The sequence below is a fragment of the Pontibacter sp. YIM B11418 genome (assembly GCF_059278805.1).
Genome location: NZ_JCAEMH010000002.1, coordinates 434,494 through 460,328 on the forward strand (window position 1 = coordinate 434,494; position 25,835 = coordinate 460,328).

25 protein-coding genes are annotated in these 25,835 nt (G+C 51.5%); 18 read left to right on the forward strand and 7 right to left on the reverse strand.

The window, feature by feature from the left end:
* The first annotated feature begins 91 nt into the window (after positions 1 to 91).
* The 7 genes from AC4QZR_RS06280 (at position 92) to rclC (ending at position 4,165) form a co-directional block, all read left to right on the forward strand.
* Complete coding sequence (locus AC4QZR_RS06280; protein ID WP_494480133.1) at positions 92 to 475, forward strand: hypothetical protein; 384 nt, start codon at positions 92 to 94, stop codon at positions 473 to 475.
* 115 nt (positions 476 to 590) lie between these two features.
* Positions 591 to 920 carry a hypothetical protein gene (locus AC4QZR_RS06285; RefSeq protein ID WP_494480134.1) on the forward strand — a complete coding sequence of 110 codons (330 nt, stop codon included), beginning with the start codon at positions 591 to 593 and terminating at the stop codon, positions 918 to 920.
* 96 nt (positions 921 to 1,016) lie between these two features.
* Complete coding sequence (locus AC4QZR_RS06290; RefSeq protein WP_494480135.1) at positions 1,017 to 1,649, forward strand: hypothetical protein; 633 nt, start codon at positions 1,017 to 1,019, stop codon at positions 1,647 to 1,649.
* A gap of 31 nt (positions 1,650 to 1,680) precedes the next feature.
* Positions 1,681 to 2,010 (forward strand): DUF1801 domain-containing protein, encoded by a 330-nt coding sequence (locus AC4QZR_RS06295; RefSeq protein WP_494480136.1) that lies wholly within the window; start codon positions 1,681 to 1,683, stop codon positions 2,008 to 2,010.
* Between the two features lie 30 nt (positions 2,011 to 2,040).
* Entirely contained in the window at positions 2,041 to 2,601 is a 561-nt protein-coding gene (locus AC4QZR_RS06300; RefSeq protein ID WP_494480137.1) for a sugar O-acetyltransferase, read from the forward strand.
* Between the two features lie 41 nt (positions 2,602 to 2,642).
* The gene (locus tag AC4QZR_RS06305; protein ID WP_494480138.1) at positions 2,643 to 3,473 is read left to right on the forward strand and encodes an AraC family transcriptional regulator; all 831 of its coding nucleotides are present in this window, start codon (positions 2,643 to 2,645) and stop codon (positions 3,471 to 3,473) included.
* Between the two features lie 71 nt (positions 3,474 to 3,544).
* Positions 3,545 to 4,165 (forward strand): reactive chlorine resistance membrane protein RclC, encoded by a 621-nt coding sequence (gene rclC / locus AC4QZR_RS06310; RefSeq protein WP_494480139.1) that lies wholly within the window; start codon positions 3,545 to 3,547, stop codon positions 4,163 to 4,165.
* Positions 4,166 to 4,295: 130 nt separating this feature from the next.
* On the opposite strand, the gene AC4QZR_RS06315 is transcribed toward rclC, so the two are convergent.
* Positions 4,296 to 6,014, reverse strand: coding sequence for a pyruvate dehydrogenase complex dihydrolipoamide acetyltransferase (locus tag AC4QZR_RS06315; protein ID WP_494480140.1), 1,719 nt, complete (start codon positions 6,012 to 6,014; stop codon positions 4,296 to 4,298).
* A 109-nt stretch (positions 6,015 to 6,123) separates the two neighbouring features.
* Positions 6,124 to 6,750, reverse strand: a complete 627-nt coding sequence (locus AC4QZR_RS06320) for a histidine phosphatase family protein (RefSeq protein ID WP_494480141.1) — start codon at positions 6,748 to 6,750, stop codon at positions 6,124 to 6,126.
* A 66-nt stretch (positions 6,751 to 6,816) separates the two neighbouring features.
* On the opposite strand from AC4QZR_RS06320, the gene AC4QZR_RS06325 reads away from it, so the two are divergent.
* The 7 genes from AC4QZR_RS06325 (at position 6,817) to AC4QZR_RS06355 (ending at position 14,358) form a co-directional block, all read left to right on the forward strand.
* Positions 6,817 to 7,227: a hotdog fold thioesterase gene (locus AC4QZR_RS06325; protein ID WP_494480142.1), complete on the forward strand. Its 411-nt coding sequence runs from the start codon at positions 6,817 to 6,819 to the stop codon at positions 7,225 to 7,227.
* Positions 7,228 to 7,230: 3 nt separating this feature from the next.
* Positions 7,231 to 8,433, forward strand: a complete 1,203-nt coding sequence (locus AC4QZR_RS06330) for an isochorismate synthase (protein WP_494480143.1) — start codon at positions 7,231 to 7,233, stop codon at positions 8,431 to 8,433.
* A gap of 232 nt (positions 8,434 to 8,665) precedes the next feature.
* The gene (gene menD, locus AC4QZR_RS06335; RefSeq protein ID WP_494480144.1) at positions 8,666 to 10,363 is read left to right on the forward strand and encodes a 2-succinyl-5-enolpyruvyl-6-hydroxy-3-cyclohexene-1-carboxylic-acid synthase; all 1,698 of its coding nucleotides are present in this window, start codon (positions 8,666 to 8,668) and stop codon (positions 10,361 to 10,363) included.
* A gap of 559 nt (positions 10,364 to 10,922) precedes the next feature.
* Entirely contained in the window at positions 10,923 to 11,378 is a 456-nt protein-coding gene (locus AC4QZR_RS06340; protein ID WP_253403878.1) for a DoxX family protein, read from the forward strand.
* Between the two features lie 450 nt (positions 11,379 to 11,828).
* Positions 11,829 to 12,941: an AMP-binding protein gene (locus AC4QZR_RS06345; RefSeq protein ID WP_494480145.1), complete on the forward strand. Its 1,113-nt coding sequence runs from the start codon at positions 11,829 to 11,831 to the stop codon at positions 12,939 to 12,941.
* A gap of 48 nt (positions 12,942 to 12,989) precedes the next feature.
* Complete coding sequence (locus AC4QZR_RS06350; RefSeq protein WP_494480146.1) at positions 12,990 to 13,859, forward strand: SMP-30/gluconolactonase/LRE family protein; 870 nt, start codon at positions 12,990 to 12,992, stop codon at positions 13,857 to 13,859.
* Between the two features lie 97 nt (positions 13,860 to 13,956).
* On the forward strand, positions 13,957 to 14,358 hold the full coding sequence (locus AC4QZR_RS06355; protein WP_494480147.1) for a hypothetical protein: 402 nt from the start codon (positions 13,957 to 13,959) through the stop codon (positions 14,356 to 14,358).
* 79 nt (positions 14,359 to 14,437) lie between these two features.
* On the opposite strand, the gene hutG is transcribed toward AC4QZR_RS06355, so the two are convergent.
* The 3 genes from hutG to hutU all read right to left on the reverse strand — a co-directional run bounded on the left by hutG (position 14,438) and on the right by hutU (position 18,641).
* Complete coding sequence (hutG, locus tag AC4QZR_RS06360; RefSeq protein ID WP_494480148.1) at positions 14,438 to 15,412, reverse strand: formimidoylglutamase; 975 nt, start codon at positions 15,410 to 15,412, stop codon at positions 14,438 to 14,440.
* Between the two features lie 99 nt (positions 15,413 to 15,511).
* Entirely contained in the window at positions 15,512 to 16,756 is a 1,245-nt protein-coding gene (gene hutI, locus AC4QZR_RS06365; protein ID WP_494480149.1) for an imidazolonepropionase, read from the reverse strand.
* Positions 16,757 to 16,928: 172 nt separating this feature from the next.
* A complete protein-coding gene (hutU, locus tag AC4QZR_RS06370) occupies positions 16,929 to 18,641 on the reverse strand; it encodes a urocanate hydratase (protein ID WP_494480150.1) in 1,713 nt (570 codons plus the stop codon).
* A gap of 121 nt (positions 18,642 to 18,762) precedes the next feature.
* Between hutU and AC4QZR_RS06375 the strand changes: the two genes are divergently transcribed.
* Positions 18,763 to 19,389 carry a class I SAM-dependent methyltransferase gene (locus AC4QZR_RS06375; RefSeq protein WP_494480151.1) on the forward strand — a complete coding sequence of 209 codons (627 nt, stop codon included), beginning with the start codon at positions 18,763 to 18,765 and terminating at the stop codon, positions 19,387 to 19,389.
* Positions 19,390 to 19,980: 591 nt separating this feature from the next.
* On the opposite strand, the gene AC4QZR_RS06380 is transcribed toward AC4QZR_RS06375, so the two are convergent.
* A complete protein-coding gene (locus tag AC4QZR_RS06380) occupies positions 19,981 to 21,858 on the reverse strand; it encodes a vWA domain-containing protein (RefSeq protein WP_494480152.1) in 1,878 nt (625 codons plus the stop codon).
* A 98-nt stretch (positions 21,859 to 21,956) separates the two neighbouring features.
* Between AC4QZR_RS06380 and AC4QZR_RS06385 the strand changes: the two genes are divergently transcribed.
* From AC4QZR_RS06385 to AC4QZR_RS06395, 3 genes are read left to right on the forward strand one after another with little or no spacing between them, the layout of a single operon-like run.
* Positions 21,957 to 22,556 (forward strand): RNA polymerase sigma factor, encoded by a 600-nt coding sequence (locus AC4QZR_RS06385; RefSeq protein ID WP_494480153.1) that lies wholly within the window; start codon positions 21,957 to 21,959, stop codon positions 22,554 to 22,556.
* Entirely contained in the window at positions 22,543 to 23,898 is a 1,356-nt protein-coding gene (locus tag AC4QZR_RS06390; protein ID WP_494480154.1) for a TonB family protein, read from the forward strand. Before AC4QZR_RS06385 ends, AC4QZR_RS06390 begins: the two co-directional genes overlap by 14 nt.
* A 6-nt stretch (positions 23,899 to 23,904) precedes the next feature.
* Complete coding sequence (locus tag AC4QZR_RS06395; protein WP_494480155.1) at positions 23,905 to 24,525, forward strand: HD domain-containing protein; 621 nt, start codon at positions 23,905 to 23,907, stop codon at positions 24,523 to 24,525.
* Between the two features lie 173 nt (positions 24,526 to 24,698).
* On the opposite strand, the gene AC4QZR_RS06400 is transcribed toward AC4QZR_RS06395, so the two are convergent.
* Positions 24,699 to 25,745: an NAD(P)-dependent alcohol dehydrogenase gene (locus AC4QZR_RS06400; RefSeq protein ID WP_494480156.1), complete on the reverse strand. Its 1,047-nt coding sequence runs from the start codon at positions 25,743 to 25,745 to the stop codon at positions 24,699 to 24,701.
* Positions 25,746 to 25,835 lie beyond the last annotated feature (90 nt).

Sequence of the window (25,835 nt, forward strand, 5' to 3'; positions counted from 1 at the left end):
TACACTTAACGTTATGTGCTACTACCAATAAGAAGCCTTATTATACATTCTTAAAAAAGACAGGCTCTGATCCCCGAAAAATTAACTATAAATGAGACCAATAGAGTTTGATAGTTTTGCGGAAGATGTTGAGTATGTGTTAAAGAAAGTTATTAATGAATACAACTTTCAAATAATATTTAAAGATAAAAGCAGCATTTTTTGTAAGAACAACAATAACTCAATTCATATATTTTATGAAGGCATGACTATTCAGTTTAACATCATAAATAGTAAAGGAGAAGAAAGCCATATCTATGAACTTCTAAACTTAAAAGGATATTCTTCTTTGGTGCCAGTAGAATCCGAAGCTAACCTAGATGAAAACTTTCTAAAAAGCCTTAAAGACAAATACGAATTTTATATTGCTGATCTAAAATGGATTAAGGCAATAGGCCAGATAATAATTGATTATAAAATCCTTTTAAAAGATTGAAGAAGAGTTCAGAAATTAACAAAAAAAGCAACACACAACACGGTTCATATTGTAGGCTGCAGCTACGCCTTGCCCATACTATGCACAAAACGCTGGGTATAAGCATAATCAAAGAATGGATTTACTAACAGAAAGTGGCTATTATTTGTCTGATGGCCATAAATATACTGATTGGCATGCAGGGCATAAACTTGAAAGTATAAACTACATAGCTTTCTTGTTTAAGAAAAATAATGTTGTCAACTATGCTGCAAAAGATGGAATAACATTATTCGATAAAAGTGAATTTGTTTCTGAAGGAGAATATGAACTTAATGATAATAAGGTCACAATCTATATTAACAGAGGAGACGAGTTCGAAGTAAAGCGAACATTTATTGTTATTCAAAAGGGGCAAATAATGGATGAAAACGACCAGATCTTCGATTATAAATTTTGGAATTAAAATGCCAGCACCCAAAAATGCCTAAACCACACCAAGGCGTGTCTAGCCCAAACCCGTTAAACAATAAATATCCCACCCACACGCTTCCCTCCCCAAATGGTAAAAACACTGTTACTTTTTCTAGGATTAAGCTATGCGCTTGTTCCTACGGCAGGGCAGCCAAACGATGGTATACGGTATAGCAACGCCTATTTCGGTATTGAAATACATTTCCCGAAAAAAGTAGGCTACACAGCGTATACCTCCAGGAGCCTTGAACTCGACACTTCGCAACCGCTACACCCCCTTAGCTACCTGCCTCCCGATTCCACTATTCAACTGATCACGGCTAAGCACTTTTCGCTGACTATGCTCAAAAAAGAGCTCCGTTTGCACGACACTACATACCTACCAACAGCAGATTTCGGGCATCAGACCTACGAAGCGGCCCGGAAAAACACAAACTTAGGCAAATACTCCAATGGCACCTTCATCGACTTTAAGGGAAACAAGGCATTTAGCTTTGATGTCGAGAAAAGGCTTATCACGTACGGACTGGAGGTAGACGTAAATACTGGGGAGCCCTTTATGACGAAGAAGGGAATGGAGCAACTTACGACCAATACCGGGCTCGGAAGCGGAACCTACCAGGTGATCTACTTCTCACACCAGGGCCGGTTTTTCAGAATCCTCTACCGCAAAAACAGCAAGGTTGCCCAGCAAATTTTACAGAACCTGACACTTATGTAGTAACGTCCCACCTGATATAAAACAGCAACCCATGCACCCGCAAGTAACCGACTACATCAACACATCCGATAAGCACAAGGAGACCCTCGAAGCCCTGCGCCAGCTCCTGCACGACACGGTGCCCGGCGTAACCGAAGAATTTAAGTGGAGTCGCCCTGTTTTCCGCACCGAAAAGGATTTCGCCTACTTCAAAACGGCCAAAGCCTACGTCACGCTCGGCTTCTTTCAGTTCGAAAAACTTAACGACCCAAACGGTTTGCTGGAAGGAACCGGAAAAGACATGCGGCACATCAAGATCAAAAACGTGCAGGAGATTGACCGGGAGCTTCTACGCGACTGGTTTGAAGCGGCAGCAGTATAGCCAAACATGCCGGTTGCCGTATACCTGCCTATGAAAACCGAGAAAGAGAAAATGCTGGCGGGAGAACTGTACGACCCACTGGGCAAGCAATTGAGTGACGAGCGCCTACGCACGCGCCTGCTCCTGAAAGAACTCAACGACAGCCGCGAAGACCAGGTAGAAGAACGCAGCCGCATCCTGAAAGCCCTGATTCCGAACGCGGGGGAAGGACTCTGGCTACAGCCTCCCTTTTACTGCGACTACGGCTCCAACATGGTCGTAGGCGATAGGGTGTTCTTCAATTTCAACTGTGTGGTGCTCGATGTGATGGAAGTGCGTATTGGTAGCCGCACCCTTTTCGGGCCCAACGTGCAGGTATACACCGCCACCCACCCCATGGATCATCGGGTACGCGCCTCGGGTGTGGAGTACGCCAAACCCATCCGCATTGGCGAAGACGTCTGGATTGGCGGCAGCGTGGTCATTTGCCCCGGTGTAACCATAGGCGACCGCAGTGTAATCGGGGCAGGAAGTGTGGTAACGAAAGATATACCTGCCGATGTGTTTGCAGCGGGCAACCCTTGCCGGGTGATCCGGCATTTGGATAAATAGCGCTGCTGTTGCTATCTTTAGCCTCAGTTAACCCAGCGTGTATGGAAGCTTATCAGGACATGTTTTTGCTGCATAAACACCATAGCAGCGCATTTGCCCGGCCTTACGCTTCTGAGTTCTACAACATATTGCTGATGGAGGGCAGTGGTACGCTAAACGTAGACTTTACTGACTATCCCTTTGCCGGGAAGATAGTGCTGTTCACTTCTCCTTACCAACACCTGAGCATCACTTCCGACCCGAACTTTGAAGTAGACCAGCTTACCTTCCACGGGGATTTTTACTGTATCGAATACCATAAAAATGAAGTGGCCTGCAATGGCCTGCTGTTCAATAACATTTACAAGCAGCCGTTCATCACTTTACAAGACGACGAAATTCCTCTGATCTTTGACAAGCTCCGGTCTGAGCTCAACCATAATGAGCCACACTCGGAGCCGATCCTGCGGAGTTATCTGCAGCTAATCCTCGCCATCGCGAGCAGAATCAAAACACGGGAGCAGCAGTTGGAGGCGGAAAGTACGCTTCATCCCATTGAGCGGTTCAGGGAACTGGTAGAACTTCACTTTCTGACACAACGCAATACTTTATTCTATGCCGAGCAGATGGCGCTATCCCACAGCGCTTTCGCCAGGAAGATTAAAAAACACTTCGGCAAGTCTCCCTCCCAACTGATACAGGACCGGGTGATTCTGGAGGCTAAAAAGCAACTGCACCTGACGCACAAGAGCATCAAAGAGGTGGCGGCTGCGCTCAATTTTGAGGACGAGCATTATTTTAGCCGCTACTTCAAGAAGCATACCGGCATCTCCCCTACCCATTTCAGGGAGAAAGTAGGTATCTCGGTTGTGGCGGATTTGTCCATGAGATAGCCCGATCCGTCCATTCTTTTACCCTTTGCAAGGTTTTAGTTTTGTATAGTCACCAATCCTATACTTAACTGATGAACGACAACGTACAGCAACTACTCCAAACGCTTTCGAATTCCCAGCGCTATTTTGTGCATTTTACCAGAATATCCATTTTCATTGTCATGGCCTGGATCGGCGGCCTGAAAGCCTTTCATTACGAAGCGGACGGCATTGTGCCCTTTGTAGCCAACAGCCCGCTGATGAGCTTTTTCTATACCAAGGACGCACCCGAGTACCAGCAATACAAAAACAAGGAAGGCGAGGTTGTCCCCAAAAACATTGCCTGGCATCAGGAAAACGGCACCTACATTTTCTCCTATACCCTCGGGGCAGTCATCATCGCCATCGGTCTGCTGACCCTGCTCGGTATCTACAACGCAAAGATCGGTTTGCTGGGAGGTTTGCTCACGGTAGGTATGTCGGTCGTGACACTCTCCTTCCTCATCACCACGCCAGAGGTATACGTACCTGACCTGGGCGGACCCGATCATGGCTTCCCATACCTGTCAGGCGCAGGCCGGCTGGTGCTCAAGGACATCATCATGATGGCAGCCGGACTGGTAGTGGCATCTGATGCAGCAAGCAGAATCCTGAAAGAAAGCCGAGAAGCTCAGGGCGTGCCTATACCTACACAGCAGCATGCAGGCGTATAGCTTGTGAAGTCACTCGGGTTAACCATACCTGCCAAAAGCAAAGGGCCTCTCCGTTTCCGGAGAGGCCCTTTGCACTTTATACAAATTTATACTTTCAAAAGTCCTTTATATAAAAGTCTTCTGTCTATACCTATACCAGTATTCTCACCGGGTTTTCGAGCAGGTTCTTGAAGGTCTGCAGGAAGGCAGAACCAACGGCGCCGTCTACTACGCGGTGGTCGCATGACAGGGTAACCTTCATCACGTTGCCGATTCTGATCTGACCGTCACGTACCACAGGCGTTTGCTTGATGGCACCTACTGCCAGGATGCAGGCATCCGGCGAGTTGATGATGGCCGTAAACTCTTCGATGCCGAACATGCCCAGGTTAGAGATGGTGAAGGTGTTGCCCTCCCAGTCAGCTGGCTGCAGCTTCTTGTTCTTCGCCTTGCCACCCAGGTCTTTCACTTCAGCCGCGATGGCTGACAGCGACTTGTAGTCGGCATTGCGAATTACCGGCACCAGCAGGCCTTCTTCTACCGCTACGGCCACACCAATGTTGATGTGCTTGTTGTAACGGATCTTATCACCTAACCACGAAGAGTTCACGGCAGGGTGCTGACGAAGCGCCGCAGCGGCCGCCTTGATCACCAGGTCGTTGAAAGATACCTTCACCGGAGACACTTCGTTAATGGATACACGTGCTTCCATCGCCTTGTCCATGTCGATTTCCATGGTCAGGTAGAAGTGCGGTGCTGAGAACTTGCTCTCGGCCAGACGACGCGCGATTACTTTGCGCATCTGCGACACGTTAACTTCTTCGTAGGCATCAGCTGGTGCGCCAGGTATAGCCTGTGCAGTTGGAGCAGCGGCAGGAGCTTTGGCAGTTTCTTTTTGTGGTGCAGCAGAGGCAGCAGACGGCGTGAAATTCTCCACGTCGCGCAGTACAATGCGACCACCTTCTCCTGATCCTTTGATTTGGTTCAGCTTAATGCCCTTGTCTTTCGCTACTTTTTTGGCAAGCGGAGACGCTTTGATACGGCCGTTTCCTTCAGCAGCAATTTGCTCTGTTTCGCCAGCCGGCACTTCTGTTTCCTGTACTTTATCTTCTGTTGTTGCCTCGGTACGGGCTTCTATGTTCTCGTCAGACTGTGCGTTCTCTTCGCGTGATCGTCCTTCTTTACCACCTTCGGCATCGAGCAGGGCCTTGTAGTCAGCGTCTTTGTCGCCGATGATGGCGATGATCGCATCAATGGCCACAGAATCGCCTGCGTTTACGCCGGTATAAAGCAGCGTGCCGTCTTCGTACGACTCTAGTTCCATGGTCGCCTTGTCGGTTTCCACTTCGGCCAGCACATCGCCTGAGCTCACTTTGTCGCCCACTTTCTTCAGCCACGATACCAGTACACCTTCTGTCATGGTGTCGCTCATCTTCGGCATGCGGATAACGGAGGCTTTGATGTTGGACGTGTCCACGGAAGTTTTGGCAGCAGGAGCGTCAGCTTTGGCCGGAGCCGCCTCTTTCTTCTCTTCCTGCTTAGGAGCTTCCTCTTTCTCTGCTTTCGGGGCCTCTTTGGCAGCAGGCTTCGCGCTTCCGCCAGCCTCACCCAGCAGACCGGAAATGTCCTCGCCTTCCTTGCCAATGATCGCTATTACAGCATCAATAGGTACAGAATCGCCTTTTTTCGGACCAATGTGCAACAGAGTGCCATCTTCGTATGATTCCAGTTCCATGGTCGCCTTATCGGTTTCCACTTCGGCCAGCACATCGCCTGAGCTAACCTTGTCACCTACTTTCTTAAGCCAAGATGCAATCACCCCCTCCGTCATCGTGTCGCTCATCTTAGGCATTCGTATCACTTCAGCCATAATTTATCGTCTTGTTTGTTCGCCTGTTTCGTCTAATCAATAAAGCCCAAAATTAGACCTAAAAATATTTTATTCAAACTATACCTCTTAAATTGTTGCAACAGGCAATTTATACCTGCACATCCTTCAAATGAGCTATGTCGCAGTACTTCTTCACACTGAACATACTACCCGTATAATCGAGCTGATAAAGGCACAGATTCTGGTGCTCAAACTGGTCCATGCAGCGCAACGGATAGCGCAGCAATTGGCTCAATAATATGCGCATTGCGCGGCCGTGCATACAAATCAATACGGTTTCCTCTTCCGGACGGCTCAAAATCAAATCCACCACAGGCTTCTGCCTGGCAGCCACCAGTTCCGGGCTCTCCCCTCCTTCTATGCACAGGCTGGTCTCACCTTCGGTCCAGGACTGCAGCATACGATGGTAGTAGGCGTCCTCTTCCGGTGTGATGCGCGTCCCTTCGCGTGTGCCCCAGTTGATCTCGTTCAGACCGGCATGGCGTTCATGCGGTATACCCTTGTCGATGAAGCCCTGCACCGACTGTATGCTGCGCTGCAAAACAGAGGTATAAACTTTGTCGAAGGGAATATGCTGGTACTTTTCGAAAAAAGCGGCCGCCTGTCTACGACCCAAATCGTTGAGCGACGCATCAACACCACTGCCCTGCACAATACCCTGCAGGTTGAAATCGGTTTGTCCGTGGCGGATCAGGTATATTTTCTTAATACTCAAAATTGTTCTAATTTTGCCTCTTTACCAATACTAGAATGCGAAGTTAGCAATCAAAGCCTATACAACATGGAGTCTACGTTAGAAAAGCTGCGGGAGTGGAGTAAAAATACGATGGTGGAGCACCTTGGCATTGAAATTCTCTCTTTCAAGGAAGGTGTTTTAACCGCAAAGATGCCCGTTGACAGGCGCACCCACCAGCCGATGGGTTTGCTGCACGGTGGCGCTTCCGTGGCCCTGGCTGAAACGCTGGGTAGCATTGGCGCTGCGCTTTCGGTAGACCTAAGCCAGAAGGCCTGCGTGGGACTGGAGATAAACGCCAACCACATCCGCAGCGCGCGCGAAGGCTGGGTATACGGCGAGGCCAAAGCCCTGCACCAGGGCCGCAGCACCCAGGTATGGGAAATCAAAATCACATCCGAGGCGGGCGATCTGGTATGCCTCAGCCGCATGACGGTGGCCATCATCGATAAGAAATAAGGTATGGAGCAGTCAGCTGGAGGAGAAAATGTAAAAAACTATACCCTGGAACAGGTACTGTCGACAGCTTTACGTCAGCAGCAGGCCATTGCCGTCTGGCGACTGCCTTTGCAAACCGAAGTGCAGGCCTGCATCTCTTTTGCGCCGCAAACTACTTCGGCTATACCTGACTTGGAAACGAGCCCGGCTGGCTTTCTCTTCTGCCCTTTTGAAACGGAAGGAACACACGGCCACATTTTCCTGAAAGCAGATATCACCTACAGTTCGCTCACGAAGCAACTTAATTCAGCACCCGATGCCACCGCGGCAAAAGTAAGCCTGTTTACACAAGCATTGAATCAGACTGAAAACAGGAAGCCTAATGCCTGGCCTATACCTGCCAACCCTGCCCGCCACTCAGACCGGAACGAAGAAAACTTCCAGGCGGCTGCGAGTCTCGCTGTCGATGCCATCCGGGCGGAGTCGATGGAAAAAGTGGTGCTTTCCAGAACCACTACTGTACCTTTGCCCGATGCCTTCAGCCTGCACAAGGCCTTTGAAAAAATGTGTTCGGCTTACCCCAATGCCTTCGTATCGCTGGTGGCTATACCTGGAGTGGGCACCTGGCTAGGTGCTACCCCGGAGATACTGGTGAGTGTGGACCAGCATAAGCTATTCAAAACCGTGGCTCTGGCCGGCACGCAACCCCTTTGCGAAGATGGCTCCACGGCCAACGCCATCTGGCGGGAGAAGGAGATAGAAGAGCAGGGTATGGTGGAACGTTACGTGCTGAGTTGTTTCAAAAAACTACGTTTGCGCGAGTACACCGAAGTGGGTCCCCGCACCGTAATAGCCGGCAACCTGATGCACCTGCGCACCGATTTTAAGGTGGACCTGAAGGAAGTGGACTTCCCTACCCTCGGCACCGACATGCTACGCTTGCTGCACCCAACTTCCGCTGTGTGCGGACTACCAAAAGAACCGGCCTTGCGCTTTATACTGAATCACGAAGGCTACGACCGCAGCTACTACAGCGGTTTTCTGGGTCCCGTAAACAGCGAAGCCGGCACGCACCTTTATGTGAACTTGCGCTGCATGCAGCTATTGCAGCACGAAGCCGTACTATACGCGGGAGCCGGCGTCACCGGCGAGTCCTCCCCCGAAAAGGAATGGCAGGAAACGCAGCATAAACTTCAAACGATGGGAAAAATCCTGGCGGATTTTTAAATTAGCGAATGGGTGATGGAGTGGATGAGTGAGTTTTAAATGAGTGATGGAGTGTATGAGTGGTTTTTAATACTTTTGAGTAAGCGTTAAAATTGACGATTGAGTATAATCAAAGGCTTCATTCTATAACTCCCCAAATTCACTCTATTCAAGCTTAATCATCAATTTAATCATTCAACAATTTAACCATACAATCACTAACTCACTCAATCACAAACTCACTAATTCAAAAATGATCCAAGCGCCAGTTGTCAATATAGCCGAGATTTGTGCCCGCAAGGGGGTGGAAAACGTGGTATTGTCGCCGGGCTCGCGCTGTGCGCCTTTGACGATAGCCTTTGCCCGACACCCGAAACTGACGGTGCGCACGGTGAGCGATGAGCGCGCCGCGGCCTTTATCGCCCTCGGTATGGCGCAGACAACAGGTAAGCCAACGGTGCTGATCTGTACTTCCGGCACGGCTGCACTCAACTATGCGCCCGCTGTGGCGGAGGCTTATTTTGCGCAAGTACCCTTGCTGGTGCTCACCGCCGACCGTCCGCCTGAGTGGATCGATCAGCTCGACGGTCAGACCATTCGGCAGCAGCAGGTATACGGCAGGCACATCAAACGCAGCTTCGACTTCCCGGTAGCGCTTGAGCACCCCGATGCTGTGTGGCACACAGAACGCATGGTTTCGGAGGCACTGAATGAAGCCGTGACATACCCGGCCGGGCCGGTGCATATCAACGTGCCGCTGCGCGAGCCCTTCTACCCTGCCGATGGAGAAAACCTGTCCTATGATGCACAGGTGAAAGTGATCGAAGAAGACCACAATCCATGCGAACTCAGCCAGATGCAGGCTTTGAAGTTAGAGCAGGAAATGCTCTATTACAAACGTGTTCTGGTTGTGGCCGGACAGGGAAAACATGATCCGAGGCTTTTGCCTACCCTTCAGGCGTTCATGGGTTCGACAGGTGCCGTGGCGGTGGGCGACATTATCAGCAACATGCAGCAAATGCCTGGTGTGGTGCGGCATCAGGATGCTATTCTGGCCTGCCCCGATCCGGAGAAGATGCAGTCCCTGCAGCCGGATCTGCTGATCACTTTCGGCAAGTCGGTCATCTCTAAAAGTCTGAAGCTATACCTGCGAAAATATAAGCCAAAGGCGCACTGGCACATACAACCAGCCGGGCAGGTGGCTGATACGTTTCAGTCACTCACCCGCATCATCCGTTGCACACCCGCCAGCTTTTTCCGCAGCATGTCCGGCAGCACCCGCGTAGACCCTGGCTATATCGAATCGTGGGCAGGTATAGAAGGCAGTGCGGGAAAGTTCTTGAAAGCGTATACCTCCAGCTCACCTTACAGCGAGTTAGTTGCCATCAGCCGCGTACTTGCCAGCCTGCCACAGCAGAGCAACCTGCACCTGGCCAACAGCATGGCTGTGCGCTACGCCAACATCCTGGCCCTTCAACCGGAACAGGACGTGCAGGTATACGCTAACCGCGGCACGAGCGGCATCGACGGTAGCACCAGCACCACCGTTGGCTGCGCCCTCTGCAGCGAGCGTATCACCACCCTGCTTACCGGCGATATGGCCTTCTTCTACGACCGCAACGGACTCTGGCACAACTACTTGCCGACCAACCTGCGCATCGTAATCATCAACAACCACGCAGGTGGAATTTTCCGGCTGATCGACGGCCCGAAGCGGCAGCCTGAACTGGAGGAGTACTTCGAAACCCGCCAGCAGCTTGACGCCCGCAACACCGCCAACGATTTTGGTATGGCCTATACCGCCTGCTCTTCGCTCGAGGAACTGGAGCATGCACTCCCCGCCTTTTTTGCCCCGGAAGCCGGAGCAGGCATACTGGAAATCTTCACTGACAGCAAAGAGAATGCTGGTGAGTTTGCCGCTTATAAGCAGGCGCTGTTGAAGACTTTGTAAGGTATAGGAGGTATGGTTTGTCAGAATCAGGATTTACAGGATTAAAGGATTTTCAGGATTTTGGTGAAAGATTAACACATCGCTGCCCCTCTCCTCAAAGAGGGCCCCTACCCCAAGAGGGGAATCACCTCCCCTAGCCCCTCCTTGTCTAAGGCGGGGAACCTGTAACTGCCATTCGATAGGTATAAGCTGTGTAGCACACACCACTGGCAGGTATAGCAAGACTATCTTGTCCCGCTGGCAATGAAACAAACAGTATCTGCCAAGTGCATAAACGACGATTTTGTGTTTGAGCGGTCAGCGAGTTTAAAATCGTCTTAATTTTTTTGCTTACTTTTTTCATCAAGGAAAAAAGTGAGTGCCCGCCGCACAGGGGAAGCTACAAAGCATAAAAGGTTGCTATACCTACAAAAGGCATTAGTTAAAAGGCAAACGCTACCTCCCACACTAATTCGAAAAGCATAACCCTACAATATATCCATTATTAAATCATCCATTTAACAGCACAATTCGTTTAAACAATTGTACACCAATTTGTTAAACCTAAAACTTTACAGCCATGAACTTAACGCAAGACATGCACCGGATTGAGCATTGGGCTGATACACACCATCCGGTTTGGGTAGACTTTCTGCGCATGGCGCTGGGTATCTTTTTATTCGTGAAAGGCGTCATGTTTATTCAGGATACGGAAGCACTGCAAAGCATCATGAGCCACAGCCAGTTTCAGTGGGTGTCGTTGGGATTGGCCCATTATGTGGCGTTTGTGCATCTGGTAGGCGGATTGCTCATTGCCATGGGCCTGGTTACGCGCATCGCCATCCTGTTTCAGATACCCATCCTGCTGGGCGCTGTGTTTTTTATCAACCCGCAACGGGGCTTTTACTCTGAGAACACCGAGCTCTGGTCTTCTGTCATCGTCCTGATCCTGCTGATCGTCTTCTTGATCCTGGGCTCCGGCCGTCTTTCTGTGGACAACCTGATCAGCCGACCAGAGAGGGACATACTTTATTAGTCTTGAGGGGCTGATTCTGAGCCATACCTGCCAATTAGGGACACCTGCATCGGTTGCTTTCTCTAGCCAAAGAGAAGGGAAAGAGAGGTACACCCGCCCGACATCAATTAATCCATAAGCTCCCCTTATACCTGATGCACTGGAAAGTGGTAGAATTTCTTTCACTCAAATTTGTGCTAGTACAGAACAGGTCGCTTTGCGGAGCACTTCCCTAAATTTATACACTCCCATATTTAGGTCTTAATACCCGATTCTCGTAATTTTGAGCAAAATTCACGACGTCTATACCTGCGAATAACACGTAGGGATAGTCGGACGGCACGCTAAAGCGTAAGGTATAAAAAAGCACGAACGAGCTGCAGGCTATACCTGCCAGACTCCGGAAAGAAAAAATGAACACGTGGCAAGGCAGTATGGATGCTGCTCATGCTTCAACTACTGAGACACCCCATGACGCAAAGGTTCCTGACCCTAAATGGAAATAAGTTTTTCTACGACGAAATAGCGGCCTATTCTTTCCGCAACAGCGTGCCGCTTAATGGCTACGAAGCGAAAACCCTCGAATTCTGCCGCGACTGGCTCAATGGAGTACAGGAGTTTCCTATCCATACCTCCGGCTCTACCGGCACGCCAAAACAGATCACGCTCACCCGCAAGCAGATGGAACTCAGCGCCCGCCGCACCATCAAGTTACTGGGCCTGAAGGCAGATGAGCACATGTTGGTATGCCTCAATACTGAGTACATTGCTGGCATGATGATGATCGTACGCGGGCTGCTGGCAGAAATGCAGATGACTATTGTGGAGCCCGTCGGAAATCCACTCACCCTTACCCCAGCTGACGAAGTATACCATTTCTCTTCTTTTGTGCCGATGCAGTTGCAGACCATTCTGCATGAGCACGGCGATGCGTTGGAGCGCCTGGATAACATGAAAGCGATACTGGTTGGGGGTGCTCCGGTCAGTTTTTCGTTGCAGCGCGAATTGCAGCAACTGCGGGTACCGGTGTACCATACCTACGGCATGACAGAAACAGCTTCTCACATTGCCCTGCGCCTTCTCAACGGCCCTAATGCTGCCGACTATTACGAAACCATTGAAGGTGTTACCATCGGCCAGGACAACCGGGGTTGCCTAACGATTACAGGAGACCTCACCGCAAACGAAATGCTGGTGACCAACGACATTGTCGAGATCCTCACCCCAACCCGCTTCCGCTGGATTGGCCGTGCGGACAATACCATCAACACGGGTGGCGTAAAAGTGCAGACGGAAGTAGTGGAAGTAGCCGTTTCAGAAGCACTTGCCGAGTTGGAGCAGGCGCCACGCTTCTTTGTGGCCTCCCAGCCCGACGAACTGCTGGGTGAAAAAGTAATTCTGGTGCTGGAAGGCAAACCACTGCCTGAAGAAGCCGAGCAGCAAGTGATGGACAAAATGCGCAACCTGCTGCACAAGTTCGAAATGCCGAAAGAGGTGTACTATAGTCCCACTTTCTCCGAGACAGCCACCGGCAAATTATCCCGCCTACGCACCATGCAGAAGCTAGGGCTGGAAACTGACTAGAACAGGTAGCACGCTATCGCGTAGTAGGGTAAAACAAAACTCCTTACTATGCGACCATTCTCCTTCCTTAGTCTGATCTTACTGACCGCACTTTCCCTTCAGGGCTGCAGTGGCGGACTCTTTTCCTCCAAAGACCCGGTAACACTAACCGAAGTCTGGGCCACAGACAACACCCTGCGCTCCCCTGAATCTGTGGTCTTTGACCGGGAGCGCAATGTGCTCTACGTCTCTAACATCAACGAATCCAGCAAAGACCGCAAAGATGGTGACGGCTTTATCTCCCGCCTCAGTCCCAATGGCGATGTAGAGCAGCTGTACTGGGTTTCAGGACTGAACGATCCTAAGGGACTGGCACTGCACAACAACATTCTCTATGTAGCGGACATGGACGAGATTGTCGCCATCGCCACCCAGACTGGTGCTGTGCTGGCCCGCCACAAAGCTGACAAAGCCCAGATGCTTAATGACGTAACTGTAGACGAGGCCGGCAATGTATATGTGTCAGATTCACAGCGTGGTGCCATTTATCTGTTCCGAAATGGCCGCGTGAGTCACTGGCTCGACACCAAACGCGAGCGCCCGAACGGCTTGCTGCATGACAATAACCGCCTGATCGTGGCGTCCTTCAACACAGGCAAAGTCCGCTTCCTGGATACGGAACAAAAAGAATTCATGGACTGGACCGATAAGATTCCGTCGGCAGACGGGATAGCCCGCATCAGTGCGGATGGCTATGTGGTGTCGAATTGGAATGGTGAACTCTACTACGTCGACACGAATGGCCGCAACTGGAAGATACAGGATACAAAGAACAAGAAAATTAACGCTGCGGATGTTTACTATTCCGAAGAGCAGGGCCTGCTCTATGTTCCCACTTTTTTCGACAACCGCGTGATCGCTTACCGGGTAACATTCTAAAAAAATTGCACTGTTTTTAAAGAAATTTTCTGATCCAGGAAAAATCTGGCTTAAATTATGTATAGGTCCGGTATACCTAAAGTGCTGGAGATAAAATATGAAGATGAAACAAACGTACTTACTGGCTGGTGCAGTGCTACTGGCCGGTTTCAGCGCCATGGCGCAGGGAAGCTCAACCCAACTCCCACCCGTGGAGCAGGACCAACTCAAGGTAGCTAAAACGGACACTATCACCCGCATGGAAACGTTGTCGGGTATATTTCTGAACCCTACCAAGAAAGGCACTTTTGTGCTGGACTTCAACCAGGTGCTAACTGAAAACGCACGATTGGAAGTGAAAAACAAGGCGGGTAGACTTGTCTATAAGAAGCCTGTCAGCGTAGCTAAAAAAGAAACCGCCTGGCGCTTTGACCTGGGCAAGTTGCGGCCGGACACCTATCAGGTAGAAGTGATCACCCCTGACACGACTTACTGGACTAAGTTCAAGGTCGGTCGTTAGTATTTTACAGTAAACACAAGCGCCCCGCTGCAGGTTCTGTGGCGGGGCGCTTGTGTTTACTGTATAAAATGAAAGGAGCCTATACCTGACTCCATTGCTGCACCACATGGTAGAGTAGCGAGGCCGCGAGTTTGGCGGTTCGATTATCGATGTCGAGCGTCGGGTTAAGTTCTACCACATCCAGGGTGAGCAGTTTGCCGCTGCTGATGATCTCTTGTAGCAGGATCAGGGCAATTTCCGGATGTATACCTAAGGCAGCCGGGGCGCTCACGCCGGGAGCATAGGCCGCAGCGAACACATCCAGGTCAATGCTCACATACAGCACATCCACCAGCGCCATAAATTGCTGAAGTTTCTCGCGCAGCGCCTCATAATTGTATACCTGCATGGCGGGTGCGAACACGTAATCAGCACCATACTCCCTGGCTGTGTTGAAGAGTTTCTGCGTGTTGCCATACTGCTGGATACCCAGGCATAAGTAATTGAACTCCTGGTTGCTGTTTATCAAATCGTCGGCCATTTGCAGAAAAGGCGTGCCGGAACTTGACTGTTTCTCGTAGCTACGCAGATCGAAGTGGGCGTCGAAATTGATAATACCAAGTTGCTTGCCGGCAGGCAGCGCCTGTTTTATCCCCAGGAAGTGTCCGTAAGCTGTTTCGTGCCCTCCTCCAAGGATGATCGTTTTATAGGTGTTTGTCAGCAGCGCATGTACCTTTTTGCCGAGTTGGTTCTGGGCCTCTTCCAGGTTCTGGTTGGTGCAGTACACATCCCCGGCGTCCAGCAAGGCTGTGCCTTCCTCCAGGTGCCAGGCAAACGAAGCCATGGCCTGCCGCAGCGCTGGTGGTCCCTGCACCGCTCCTTCCCTCCCCTGATTCCGCCGTACTCCCTCATCGCAACAGAAACCCAGAAAAGCAATCGCCTGTTCAGCCTCGGCCGGTTCAGTCGCCTCACTCAAATTGAGCAACTGTATACCTTGGTGCCAACGCTTTCCTTCCTCGCCATCAGTAGCGTCTACTCTGCCTTTCCAGGTGCCGGGTGCTGTGGGTTTGTACATGTATTTATGGGTTGAATTGTTGATGGTTAAATTGTTAATCGGGGAACCTTATAGAAACCCTAAGTTTGGACGCAGCAGGAACTTAGGCAGCAACAGATGCTATACCTCTCTGCCCCGCTTCCATACCTTAGTCGGCTTTAGTTTGCCTTGCTGGTACAGGATTTCTCTGTAGTTGTCGGTTGGGAAGGCGATCAGGTCGGCTAGTCTGCCTTTCTCAATTGTACCCCGGTCGGACAAATTCAGTGCCTTTGCTGCGCGAACGGTTATACCTGCAAGTGTTTCGGCGCTGGTGAGTTTTTCGGCTGCGCCCAGCAGTGCGGCTTGCATCAAAAGATCACCCATCGGCGCAGAGCCCGGATTCCAGTCGGTAGCAATGGCAAGGCACAGACCGCCGTCGAGCATTTTGCGGGCCGGAGCGTAGTGCATACCCAGACCCAATGACGCACCCGGCAATACCGTGGCTAGAACACCGGCTTCCCGCATCAAAGCGATTTCAGCGTCACCACTGGCCTCCAGATGGTCAGCGCTGACAGCTCCGGCTTCGGCCGCAATGCGGCTGCCACCTGTGCTGAATTGGTCGGCGTGCACCGTTAACTCAAAGCCCATTTCCCTGGCCGCATGTAGGTACTCCAGCGAATCTTCTTCATTAAAAGCTGTGTCTTCGATGAAAATATCCACCCGGTTGGCAAGTCCCTGTTCTTTAATCTGCGGCAAAAGCTGCATTACAACTTCCTGCAGGTATAGCCGCGAGTCGGTGTGCTCCGGGGGGCGCATGTGGGCAGCCAGACAGGTAGGTATAAGCTCCAGCGCATGATGATTGTTGACGAGTTGAATCGCCTCGAGCATTTTCAGTTCCTCCTCAGTGGTCAGGCCGTAGCCGCTTTTTACCTCGCAGGTGGTCACTCCTTCTGCCAGATGACGGTCACAGCGTTTCCTAAGCAGTTCCACCAACTCTACCAGACTGGCCTCGCGGGTTTTGCGGACGCTGTCCAGTATACCGCCTCCACTGCGGGCAATCTCCAGGTAAGTTTTCCCAGCGACGCGCATGGCATAGTCGTTGGCGCGGGAGCCGGCAAAGCAGATGTGTGTATGCGCATCGATCAGGCCGGGCAGGAGCACCATAGGCTCACCAATTTCCTGCAAGGTATAGCCTTCTTCCTGCGCAATTTTCAGCAGTTGATCATATCTCCCGACCAGCACGATATGACCTTCGTAGACCAGTACGCCGGCGTTCTCAAGCACCTCCAATTCTTCATCCACAATTGGGCCCGCCTGCGGCAAGCTAGCCATTGTAACGACCTGTTTGAAGGGACCAATTAAGGTATGGTTGTTATCCTGTTTCATAGTTTTAAACTGTTGCCTGTTATACCTGCGCAGACTTTCATTTCGAAAGAATCTGAAAATCAAAAGTGAATCAGTTTCAAAGATCAGGGATCAATAAAACTTGCTTCTCAGTTATAGGAAATGATTATAAAAATTTGCCCTCACCTGTTACGAGGCTAGGGCAAATTTAAGCTTACAAGTTCAAGCCAAATTTCTCGGCATTAGCCTGCGCAGTTTCGTAACCGGCGTCGGCGTGGCGGAAGATGCCCATGGCAGGATCGTTGTGAAGTACACGGCTCAGGCAACGATCGGCTCGTTCGGTACCGTCTGCCAGAATCACCATACCTGCATGCTGCGAGTAGCCTATACCTACGCCGCCACCGTGATGAAACGATACCCAGGTAGCACCGCCCGCCGTGTTGGACATGAGATTGAGCAGTGGCCAGTCAGAAACGGCATCCGAGCCATCCAGCATACCTTCGGTCTCGCGATAAGGCGAGGCTACAGATCCGCAGTCGAGGTGGTCGCGACCAATCACGATCGGAGCTTTTACTTTGCCATCGCGCACGAGTTGATTGAACATGAGACCGGCTTTTTCGCGCTCGCCCATACCTAGCCAGCAGATGCGGCACGGCAGTCCCTGAAACGCAACTTTTTCTTCAGCTTCGTTCAGCCATTTGATCATATGCGTATTCTCCGGGAAAAGTTCTTTCAGTGCTTCGTCGGTTACACGGATATCCTCCGGATCGCCGGAAAGAGCGGCCCAGCGGAAAGGACCTTTGCCTTCGCAGAAAAGCGGACGCATGTATTCCGGCACAAAACCAGGTATATTAAAAGCATTCGGTTCGCCTCCCTGCTGCGCAAACTCACGCAGGTTATTGCCATAGTCGAAGGTACGGCTGCCACGCTGCTGCAACTCCAGCATAAAGCCCACGTGGCGGGCCATGCTCTTGAGGGAGCGGGCTTTGTACTCCTGCGGATCACTTTCGCGCAGCGCCAATGCTTCCTGCAGGGTCATTCCATTCGGCACATAGCCGTTGATCGGGTCGTGGGCAGATGTCTGGTCCGTGAGTATCTCCGGGGTGATATTATCCTGGATCAGCTTCTCCAGCACATCGCCTATGTCGCCTACCAGGCCGATGGAGATCGCCTCTCCTTTTTCTTTGGCTTCGAGTGCCCAGCGTTTTGCCTCCTCGTAGTCGTAGGTCATTTTATCGATGTAGCGGGTTTCGAGGCGTTTTTTGATGCGCTCCGGATCGATGTCAACGCCCAGGAAAGTGGCGCCCGCAATTGTAGCTGCCAGGGGTTGTGCGCCGCCCATGCCACCCAATCCGCCTGTTACGAGCAATTTGTGGCGCAAGTCGTCGTTGAAGTGGATTCTGCCGCAGGCGGCGAACGTTTCGTAGGTACCCTGCAAAATACCCTGCGTCCCGATGTAGATCCAGCTACCGGCCGTCATCTGGCCATACATCATCAAGCCACGGGCACGCAGTTCGTTGAAATGCTCCCAGGTTGCCCAATGCGGCACAAGGTTGGAGTTGGCGATCAGCACACGCGGTGCCTCGGCATGGGTGCGCACCTTGCCCACCGGCTTACCCGATTGCACCAGCAGACTCTCGTCATACTCCAGGTTGAGCAGCACTTCAATGATCTTCTGCGCATCCGCCACGGTGCGCGCCGCCTGACCTATGCCACCGTATACGACCAGTCGGCTCGGGTCCTCGGCCACCTCGTCGGTGAGGTTGTTGAGAAACATGCGCAGCGCCGCTTCTGATTGCCAGTTTTTGGCGTTCAGCACAGGGCCGGTAGGCGGAATATAGGTCGGATGGTTGGCGTATTTCTGGATAAACTCGCTCACAGACAGGCCAGAGCGTTTCACAGTTTCGGTTGCAGTTGCGTTATTCATAGGGACTATCGTGGTATATTTCTGTTCAATATTCTTAAAAAAAGAGCAGAAAGGATAGTAAAATCATGCTTAATTTCAGCCTCTCACGCCTTGTCTCATCATTGTCTGAACAATAGTCCTTATGTTTCACATCCCACTCTCATCCCTTCGCGCCCAGTTTGGCGACATCGACATCTACCTGTTCGACCAGTTACTGAAAGGCCGCATCCAGAAAGGTATGCAATTGCTGGACGCCGGTTGTGGAGCAGGCCGCAACATCGCCTACCTGATGCAGGCCGGTGTGCAGGTATACGGAGTCGATATTTCAACGGAAGCGATTGAACAAACCAGAAGGCTGGCATCGGAAATGGCGCCAACACTGCCTGCCAGAAACTTTGTAGCCACTGATCTGGATGCGCTGCCATTCGAGAATGAAAAATTTGACGTGGTCCTTTGCAGTGCTGTGCTGCATTTCGCACGAAGTGAGGAGCACTTCAAGGGAATCGTACAGGAACTTTGGCGTGTACTCAAACCAGGCGGCATGCTTTTCGCCCGCTTCAGCACCACCATCGGTTTGGAAGGGAAACTGCAGCAGGTGGGGGACCGATTTTACCGGATGGCACACGGCCCGGTCTGGTTTCTGGCGGATGAAAAGTTGGTGAATGCGATGGAGAGAGAATCAGGAGCCGAGCGACTGGAGCCGCTGAAGACGGTGCTCGTAGAGCAGGATCGGGCAATGACGACTTGGGTGGTGCGGAAAGCCGTCTGAATCAGGATTTACAGTGGGCCCCTACCCCCACGGATTAAAGAATTGACAGGATTCACGTGCACGATTAACATCCCCCTGCCCCTTTCGAAGGGGGAGTCTCACCCCATCCCAGCCTTACCCTTTTGTCGAGGGCCCCTACCCCCAAAACAGGGGAAGGAGTCTGCCGTTGCTTTTTGACAGGTATAAGTTTTATAGCTCAGAACACTGGCAGGTATAGCAAGAGTAACTTGCACGTTGACAATGTAACAAATCTCCTGAGCCAGGTGCACCTTTACGACACTCCACTGTTTGAGCGTTCAGCGAGCTTAAAGGGTCTTGACTTTTTTGCCTACTTTTTGTGTCAAGACAAAAAGTAGGGCCCGCCCGGCCAGGGCAAGCTATGAAAAAACACAGTTTGCTATACCTGCAAAAATCGCCGCTACGCTAGCTAAAAATTGGCTCTATACATAAACACATTTCCACTATACCTTGGCCAGAGGCCCCACGATAGCAGACACGAGCGAGGACGCTCGCGCCATAGAGGCTATACCATTAGCAAGAAGAGGAAGGAGCACCCCGCTCCTTCCTCTTTACAACAAGTCAATAATTTACTTACCTCCCATCACTCAACAACCCCATCGACTTCACCAGATTGACAAACTCAATCCGATACCCCTCTTCATCCTTGCCGCGGGCATTCTTCGCCAGTTCCAGCACCATCGGGAATGAGGCGTTACCTTTATGCTCGGAGTCCCGGAGCAGCATGCCGCAGGCAGCTACAGCGGCTGAGAAACGGAAGTTGTCGGAAGTTTGCGCAACAGGTATAGCCTGACTACTTACCGTGGTGGTCATCAACCTGCTGGTCTCGCCATCCGGTTCTTTGTAGCGCAGCTTCATGGTGAGCATTTCGCCGGTTCGTTTGGCTTTCGGGTCGAGATTTGTTTTCTGGTACTTGAGTGGATCAACATTGCCTGCCTGTGATTCAGATGAAGACCCTGCTGGTACGATTTCATAAAGTGCGGTGACAGTATGGCCTGAACCCATATCACCAGCGTCTTTCTTGTCGTCGTTGAATTCTTCATTAGCCAGTGCGCGGTTTTCGTAGCCGATCAGGCGGTAGGCTTTTACTTTGGCGGGGTTAAATTCGAGTTGCAGTTTTACGTCTTTGGCGATGGTGAAGAGCGTGCCGCCGAACTCGTTCACAAACACTTTCTGCGCTTCCCGGATGTTGTCAATGTAAGCGTAGTTACCGTTGCCTTTGTTGGCCAGTTGCTCCATACGGGAATCTTTGTAGTTACCGGTTCCGAAGCCTAAAACAGTCAAGAACACACCTGTCTCACGCTTCTTCTCGATCAGGCGCTGTAGTTCGCTGTCGCTGCTCACGCCCACGTTAAAGTCACCGTCCGATGCCAGAATCACGCGATTGTTGCCCCCTTTTACAAAACTCTCCTCAGCTACTTTATAAGCCAGATTGATGCCTGCTCCACCGGCCGTAGAACCGCCTGCTTCAAGCTTATCCAAGGCATCTATTATTTTCTTCTTTTCTTTTCCGGAGGTGGAAGGCAGCACCAATCCCGCCGCCCCCGCATACACCACCATCGACACCATGTCCTGCGGACGAAGTTCCTCTACCAACAGTTTCAGACCAGCCTTTACGAGCGGCAGCTTGTCAGGCGAAAACATCGAACCGGACACGTCGATCAGAAATACCAAATTAGAAGCCGGCAGTTGGTCCGTGGCAACACGTTTGCCCTGCAAACCAATATGTAGAAGCTGGTTGTTTTTGTTCCAGGGGCTGGCCGACAGCTCGGTCGTTATAGAGAAGGGCGCATCACCAGTTGGCTGCGGGTAGTCGTAGTTGAAGTAGTTGACCATTTCCTCGATGCGCACCGCATCGGCAGGCGGGCGCTGCCCTTGGTTCAGGAAGCGGCGCACATTACTGTAAGAGGCGTTGTCTACATCGATGGAGAATGTGGAAAGCGGGTTTTTCTGCGCATCCAGGAAGGAGTTCTCTTTGATGAAATCATAGTTCTCGGTGTTGTGCACGAGCGGAGCGGCATCGTGCAGAGGTACGTGTGCTGGTGCATAGGTCATATTTTCTGCAGCATCTCTCCTTGAGAAAACTCCCGCTACCTTTCCTGCCAGCGCGCGGGGTATGCTTTGCTCTACCACAACCACTTCATGCATTGTATGGGTATCCAACTGTAATTTTATATCCACTACATTCCGCTTGCCCACCTTTGCTTCCTGGGTCATGTAACCGATATAGCGAAATATGAGCGTGGCATCATCACCAGGTATAGCCAGGCTGTACTTGCCGTGCTTGTCGGTGGCGGCACCCTTAGATGTTCCTTTAATGGTAATGCTCACGCCGGGCAGTGGATTGCCGCCATTCAAGTCGGTTACAGTGCCGGTGATGGTGCGATTTTGAGCGATTGCAGTCAGCCCGAACAGCATCAGGGCGAAGAGCAGGAAGAGGTTCTTTTTCATGGCTATTATGTTTTGGTTTCCGACATGATGCCACCTCCACAGGCTTTCCATAAAATTTTCAGAATATTTTTCTTTTCTTTAGAAAACAATTCCGGCACATGCTCCCTTTTTTCATCAAACTCTTCACCAACGCCAAGCCGCCTCCCGACGATCAGGAGCTGGTGCGGCTGTATAAGGAGACCGGCGAGCTGGAACATCTGGGAGAACTGTTTCAGCGCCATTCCAAACTCGTATACCTGGTCTGCCAGAAATACCTGCAGGACCCCGAGGAAAGTAAAGACGCCACCATGCAGCTGTTCGAACATGTTTCGAAAGCGCTGCTACAGCACGAGGTCAGCAACTTTAAAAGCTGGCTACACGTGACCACCCGAAACTACTGCCTGATGCAGCTCAGGGCAAATAAGCACAAAAGCACGGTGCCGCTCTCCGATAATACATCGCCTTTTATGGAAACTGCAGAACCACTGCATCCTACTCACGCGGAGGAATCTGAGCAACTGGAACAGGCTTTGCATGCGGCCTTGAAGGAATTGCCACCGCAACAGCGGGAATGTGTCGAGCTGTTTTATTTGCAGCAGAAGAGTTATAAAGAGATCAGCGCCCTCACGGGATGCGACCTTAATAAAGTAAAAAGCTACATCCAGAACGGAAAGCGAAACCTGAAAATCATCATGGAGAAAAACCATGCAGCCAGATAAGCGACATATACTTTGGGACCGGGGCGACCACCCTTCCGTGGAACTGCTGGAGCAGTACCAGGCAGGCACTTTGCCCAATGCCCTGCACCACCAGCTGGAGCGCCACCTGCTGGACTGCGACCTGTGCTCGGATGTGCTGGAAGGACTGTCTGTGTCGGATGCCGCCCAGACAGAAAGCCAGGTAGAAGACATCAACTCCCACATTGAAGTTAAAAGTCGCCGCCAGAGTCGTAAGCCGGTGCCCCTATACCTAACCGATTGGCGCGTTGCCGCTGCCGTGGCCCTGGTGCTGCTCTCCACGGTTGTGGTTTTCTATTACAACTACCAGCAGGTACGCGAGCAGCAAGGTATAGCCGTCCAGCAGGAGAAGGCGATTCAGGAAGCGATGGACTTTAGCGAAGAGCAGGCACCGGCTATACCTGAAACCGTGGCAGATGCAAAGCCAGATACGGTGCGCCCGAGCCAGATAGCAGCCATTTCCAGGCCGGCTCCACTTCACTCGCCTCGGGCTCGCACGAACAGTCAGTCTGTTCGGGAAGAAACACTTTTAGCTGATGACATTGAAGAGGTTGAAGTTGAGATAAATGTGGCTGATCTGACAGAGTCTGTACCTGAGCGAGTTGTAACTGCTCAGTCTCAAAAGCTGGCCGAGGTGACAGTACCGCCAACTCCGCTGCGAAACACAATGATGCCGGAAAGTACCGCAGTTGCCAAAGCGCTAAAAGGACGGATAGCTGGTGTGCAGGTGCAGCGAAATGAACAAATCGGCCAGAACCAGGTACATGGTCAGGTGGTCGATCAGGATGGTACGCCGCTGCCCGGCGTGTCGGTTGTAGTGAAAGGCACTACACAGGGAGTAGCCACCGATGCACAGGGTAATTTCGTGCTGACTTTGCCGGATGAAAAAGCAACCCTTGCTTTCCGGTATATCGGTTACCATACCAGAGAAAAAGGGGTGGATGTCAATTCTGGGACCATTATCATGGACATGCAGGTGGACAACCGTGCCTTAAGCGAAGTGGTCGTAACGCGTCAACCTACCAATCCAGCTCCTGTTGTGTCGGCCAGACCTGAAGCGGGCCATAAAGCTTATCGTCAGTACTTGGCAGAAAACCTGCGCTATACCTCCGATATGATAAGAGGCCGTGTCGTGGTGCGGGCAACGGTTACGACTAGCGGTTCACTCGAAAATCTGGAAGTAGTCCGGAGCCTTTGCAAGCCTTGCGACGATGAAGCCATGCGGTTGGTAGCGCAGGGACCAAAATGGCAGGCGGCTACGCAGGATGGCAAGAAAATCAATCAAGAGGTGAGAATTGTCGTACGCTTCAGACCTGAAAAATAAAACCGGATGGAGGACTTTGTAAAATCAGAATGGGAAGCGTTGTGTCGCAGGTATAGCTCAGATGATGAGCTGATCGGGCAGTTGTGGGATGAATTGGAGAAGGCCTACACCGCCAAAGACAGGCACTACCACAACCTCGGGCATATCCACTATATGCTGGAACTGGCACACAGGTATAGCCCAGCGGGTCATCCATCCGACTTGCTGCTCTTTGCCATCTTCTACCACGACATCGTGTACAAAGCCACGCGTTCTGATAACGAAGAACAGAGCGCCGCTCTCGCCCAAGACCGACTGCGTAACCTCGATATACCTGAGACCGACATTCTACAAGTTAAAGAGATGATCCTCGCCACCAAGACCCACCAGACAGCGGAGACTGAACTAACTAATCTACTTCTTGATCTGGACCTCGCTATTCTTGGTGCGGACAAGGCACGTTATAACAGGTATAGCCAGGGAGTGCGAAAAGAATACAGCATGTACCCTGACCTTATCTACAAACCAGGCAGACGCAAGGTGTTGCAGCATTTCCTTAACCAAGATCATATCTACAAGACTCCCGCTTTTCAGGTGGAATTTGAAGATAAAGCAAGAAAGAATCTGCAGCGTGAGTTAGAACGATAAAGCTAGTAAAAAAGGCCCTCCTAAAAACAGGAGAGCCTTTTCCATGGCGCGAGCGTCCTCGCTCGTGACTTGCTATCATGGGGCCTCTGGCCCAGTTATTAAAATATCTAGCGGCCAGAGGCCCCACTATAGTAGACACGAGCGAGGACGCTCGCGCCATAGCTCAGTAATACCTACTTTAAACTCGCCATATCAATCACAAAACGGTACTTCACATCGCTGCGGAGCATGCGTTCGTAGGCTTCGTTGATGTCTTCCATCTTGATCAGCTCGATGTCGGACATGATGTTGTGCTCGGCGCAGAAATCCAACATTTCCTGTGTTTCCGGTATACCGCCGATCATGGAACCCACCAGCCGTTTGCGGCGAGCAATCAGGCTGAAACCGGCCACTGTCGATGGCTCCGGCGGCGCGCCCAAAAGGATCATGGTACCGTCCCGTTTCAGCATGGACAGGTATAGGTTGTAGTCGTGGGGAGCCGATACGGTGTCGATGATGAAATCGAAGGAGTTGCGCAGTTGCTTGAGGGTGGCTTCATCTTTTGTCACGGCGAAGTTGTGCGCGCCCAGGTCCATGGCATCCTGCTTTTTGTTCGGCGACGTACTCAGCACCGTTACATCAGCACCTTTGGCAGCGGCAATTTTCACGGCCATGTGGCCCAGTCCGCCGAGGCCCACGATACCGACGCGGTGCCCTTTCCCGATCTTCCACTCCATAATGGGCGAATAGGTGGTGATACCGGCGCAAAGAAGCGGCGCGGCGCGTGCCAGATCCAGGCTTTCGGGCACTTTCAGGGTATAGTTCTCATCCACCACGATCTGACTGGAGTAGCCGCCGTAGGTAATGGTCTTGCCGTCGCGCTCGAGGCTGTTGTAGGTGCCCACGTTCTGCACTTCGCAATACTGCTCCAGCCCTTCTTTGCAGCTGTCGCAGGTACGGCAGGAGTCCACAAAGCAGCCCACACCGGCCAGGTCACCTTCTTTGAATTTCTTAACGCCGGAACCCACTTTCGTCACCACACCCACAATTTCGTGGCCGGGCACCAGCGGGTACATGGCACCGCCCCACTCGTCGCGCACCTGGTGCAGGTCAGAGTGGCACACGCCACAGTATTTGATATCGATCAGCACGTCATGCTCCCCTACTTCGCGGCGCTCCAGGCTGAAAGGCCCGAGCGGACTGGTAGGGTCGAATGCGGCATATGCTTTTGCTTGAATCATAGTTTTTTAGTTAAAAGTTACGAGTTAAAAGTTAATAGGTCTGCAGGTCGGTCGGCGTAGCGTGACACGGTACAGGTATACCTGGCAGGT

Bases quoted from the DNA above. Each gene is read 5' to 3' on its own strand.
- AC4QZR_RS06315 (WP_494480140.1), bottom strand. From the start codon at position 6,014: ATGGCTGAAGTGATACGAATGCCTAAGATGAGCGACACGATGACGGAG.
- AC4QZR_RS06395 (WP_494480155.1), top strand. From the start codon at position 23,905: ATGGAGGACTTTGTAAAATCAGAATGGGAAGCGTTGTGTCGCAGGTAT.
- AC4QZR_RS06375 (WP_494480151.1), top strand. From the start codon at position 18,763: ATGTTTCACATCCCACTCTCATCCCTTCGCGCCCAGTTTGGCGACATC.
- AC4QZR_RS06340 (WP_253403878.1), top strand. From the start codon at position 10,923: ATGAACTTAACGCAAGACATGCACCGGATTGAGCATTGGGCTGATACA.
- hutI (WP_494480149.1), bottom strand. From the start codon at position 16,756: ATGAAACAGGATAACAACCATACCTTAATTGGTCCCTTCAAACAGGTC.
- AC4QZR_RS06330 (WP_494480143.1), top strand. From the start codon at position 7,231: ATGGAGCAGTCAGCTGGAGGAGAAAATGTAAAAAACTATACCCTGGAA.
- AC4QZR_RS06345 (WP_494480145.1), top strand. From the start codon at position 11,829: ATGACGCAAAGGTTCCTGACCCTAAATGGAAATAAGTTTTTCTACGAC.
- AC4QZR_RS06285 (WP_494480134.1), top strand. From the start codon at position 591: ATGGATTTACTAACAGAAAGTGGCTATTATTTGTCTGATGGCCATAAA.
- rclC (WP_494480139.1), top strand. From the start codon at position 3,545: ATGAACGACAACGTACAGCAACTACTCCAAACGCTTTCGAATTCCCAG.
- hutU (WP_494480150.1), bottom strand. From the start codon at position 18,641: ATGAATAACGCAACTGCAACCGAAACTGTGAAACGCTCTGGCCTGTCT.
- AC4QZR_RS06385 (WP_494480153.1), top strand. From the start codon at position 21,957: ATGCTCCCTTTTTTCATCAAACTCTTCACCAACGCCAAGCCGCCTCCC.
- AC4QZR_RS06390 (WP_494480154.1), top strand. From the start codon at position 22,543: ATGCAGCCAGATAAGCGACATATACTTTGGGACCGGGGCGACCACCCT.
- AC4QZR_RS06295 (WP_494480136.1), top strand. From the start codon at position 1,681: ATGCACCCGCAAGTAACCGACTACATCAACACATCCGATAAGCACAAG.
- AC4QZR_RS06280 (WP_494480133.1), top strand. From the start codon at position 92: ATGAGACCAATAGAGTTTGATAGTTTTGCGGAAGATGTTGAGTATGTG.
- AC4QZR_RS06380 (WP_494480152.1), bottom strand. From the start codon at position 21,858: ATGAAAAAGAACCTCTTCCTGCTCTTCGCCCTGATGCTGTTCGGGCTG.
- AC4QZR_RS06325 (WP_494480142.1), top strand. From the start codon at position 6,817: ATGGAGTCTACGTTAGAAAAGCTGCGGGAGTGGAGTAAAAATACGATG.
- menD (WP_494480144.1), top strand. From the start codon at position 8,666: ATGATCCAAGCGCCAGTTGTCAATATAGCCGAGATTTGTGCCCGCAAG.
- AC4QZR_RS06355 (WP_494480147.1), top strand. From the start codon at position 13,957: ATGAAGATGAAACAAACGTACTTACTGGCTGGTGCAGTGCTACTGGCC.
- AC4QZR_RS06290 (WP_494480135.1), top strand. From the start codon at position 1,017: ATGGTAAAAACACTGTTACTTTTTCTAGGATTAAGCTATGCGCTTGTT.
- hutG (WP_494480148.1), bottom strand. From the start codon at position 15,412: ATGTACAAACCCACAGCACCCGGCACCTGGAAAGGCAGAGTAGACGCT.
- AC4QZR_RS06400 (WP_494480156.1), bottom strand. From the start codon at position 25,745: ATGATTCAAGCAAAAGCATATGCCGCATTCGACCCTACCAGTCCGCTC.
- AC4QZR_RS06350 (WP_494480146.1), top strand. From the start codon at position 12,990: ATGCGACCATTCTCCTTCCTTAGTCTGATCTTACTGACCGCACTTTCC.
- AC4QZR_RS06300 (WP_494480137.1), top strand. From the start codon at position 2,041: ATGAAAACCGAGAAAGAGAAAATGCTGGCGGGAGAACTGTACGACCCA.
- AC4QZR_RS06305 (WP_494480138.1), top strand. From the start codon at position 2,643: ATGGAAGCTTATCAGGACATGTTTTTGCTGCATAAACACCATAGCAGC.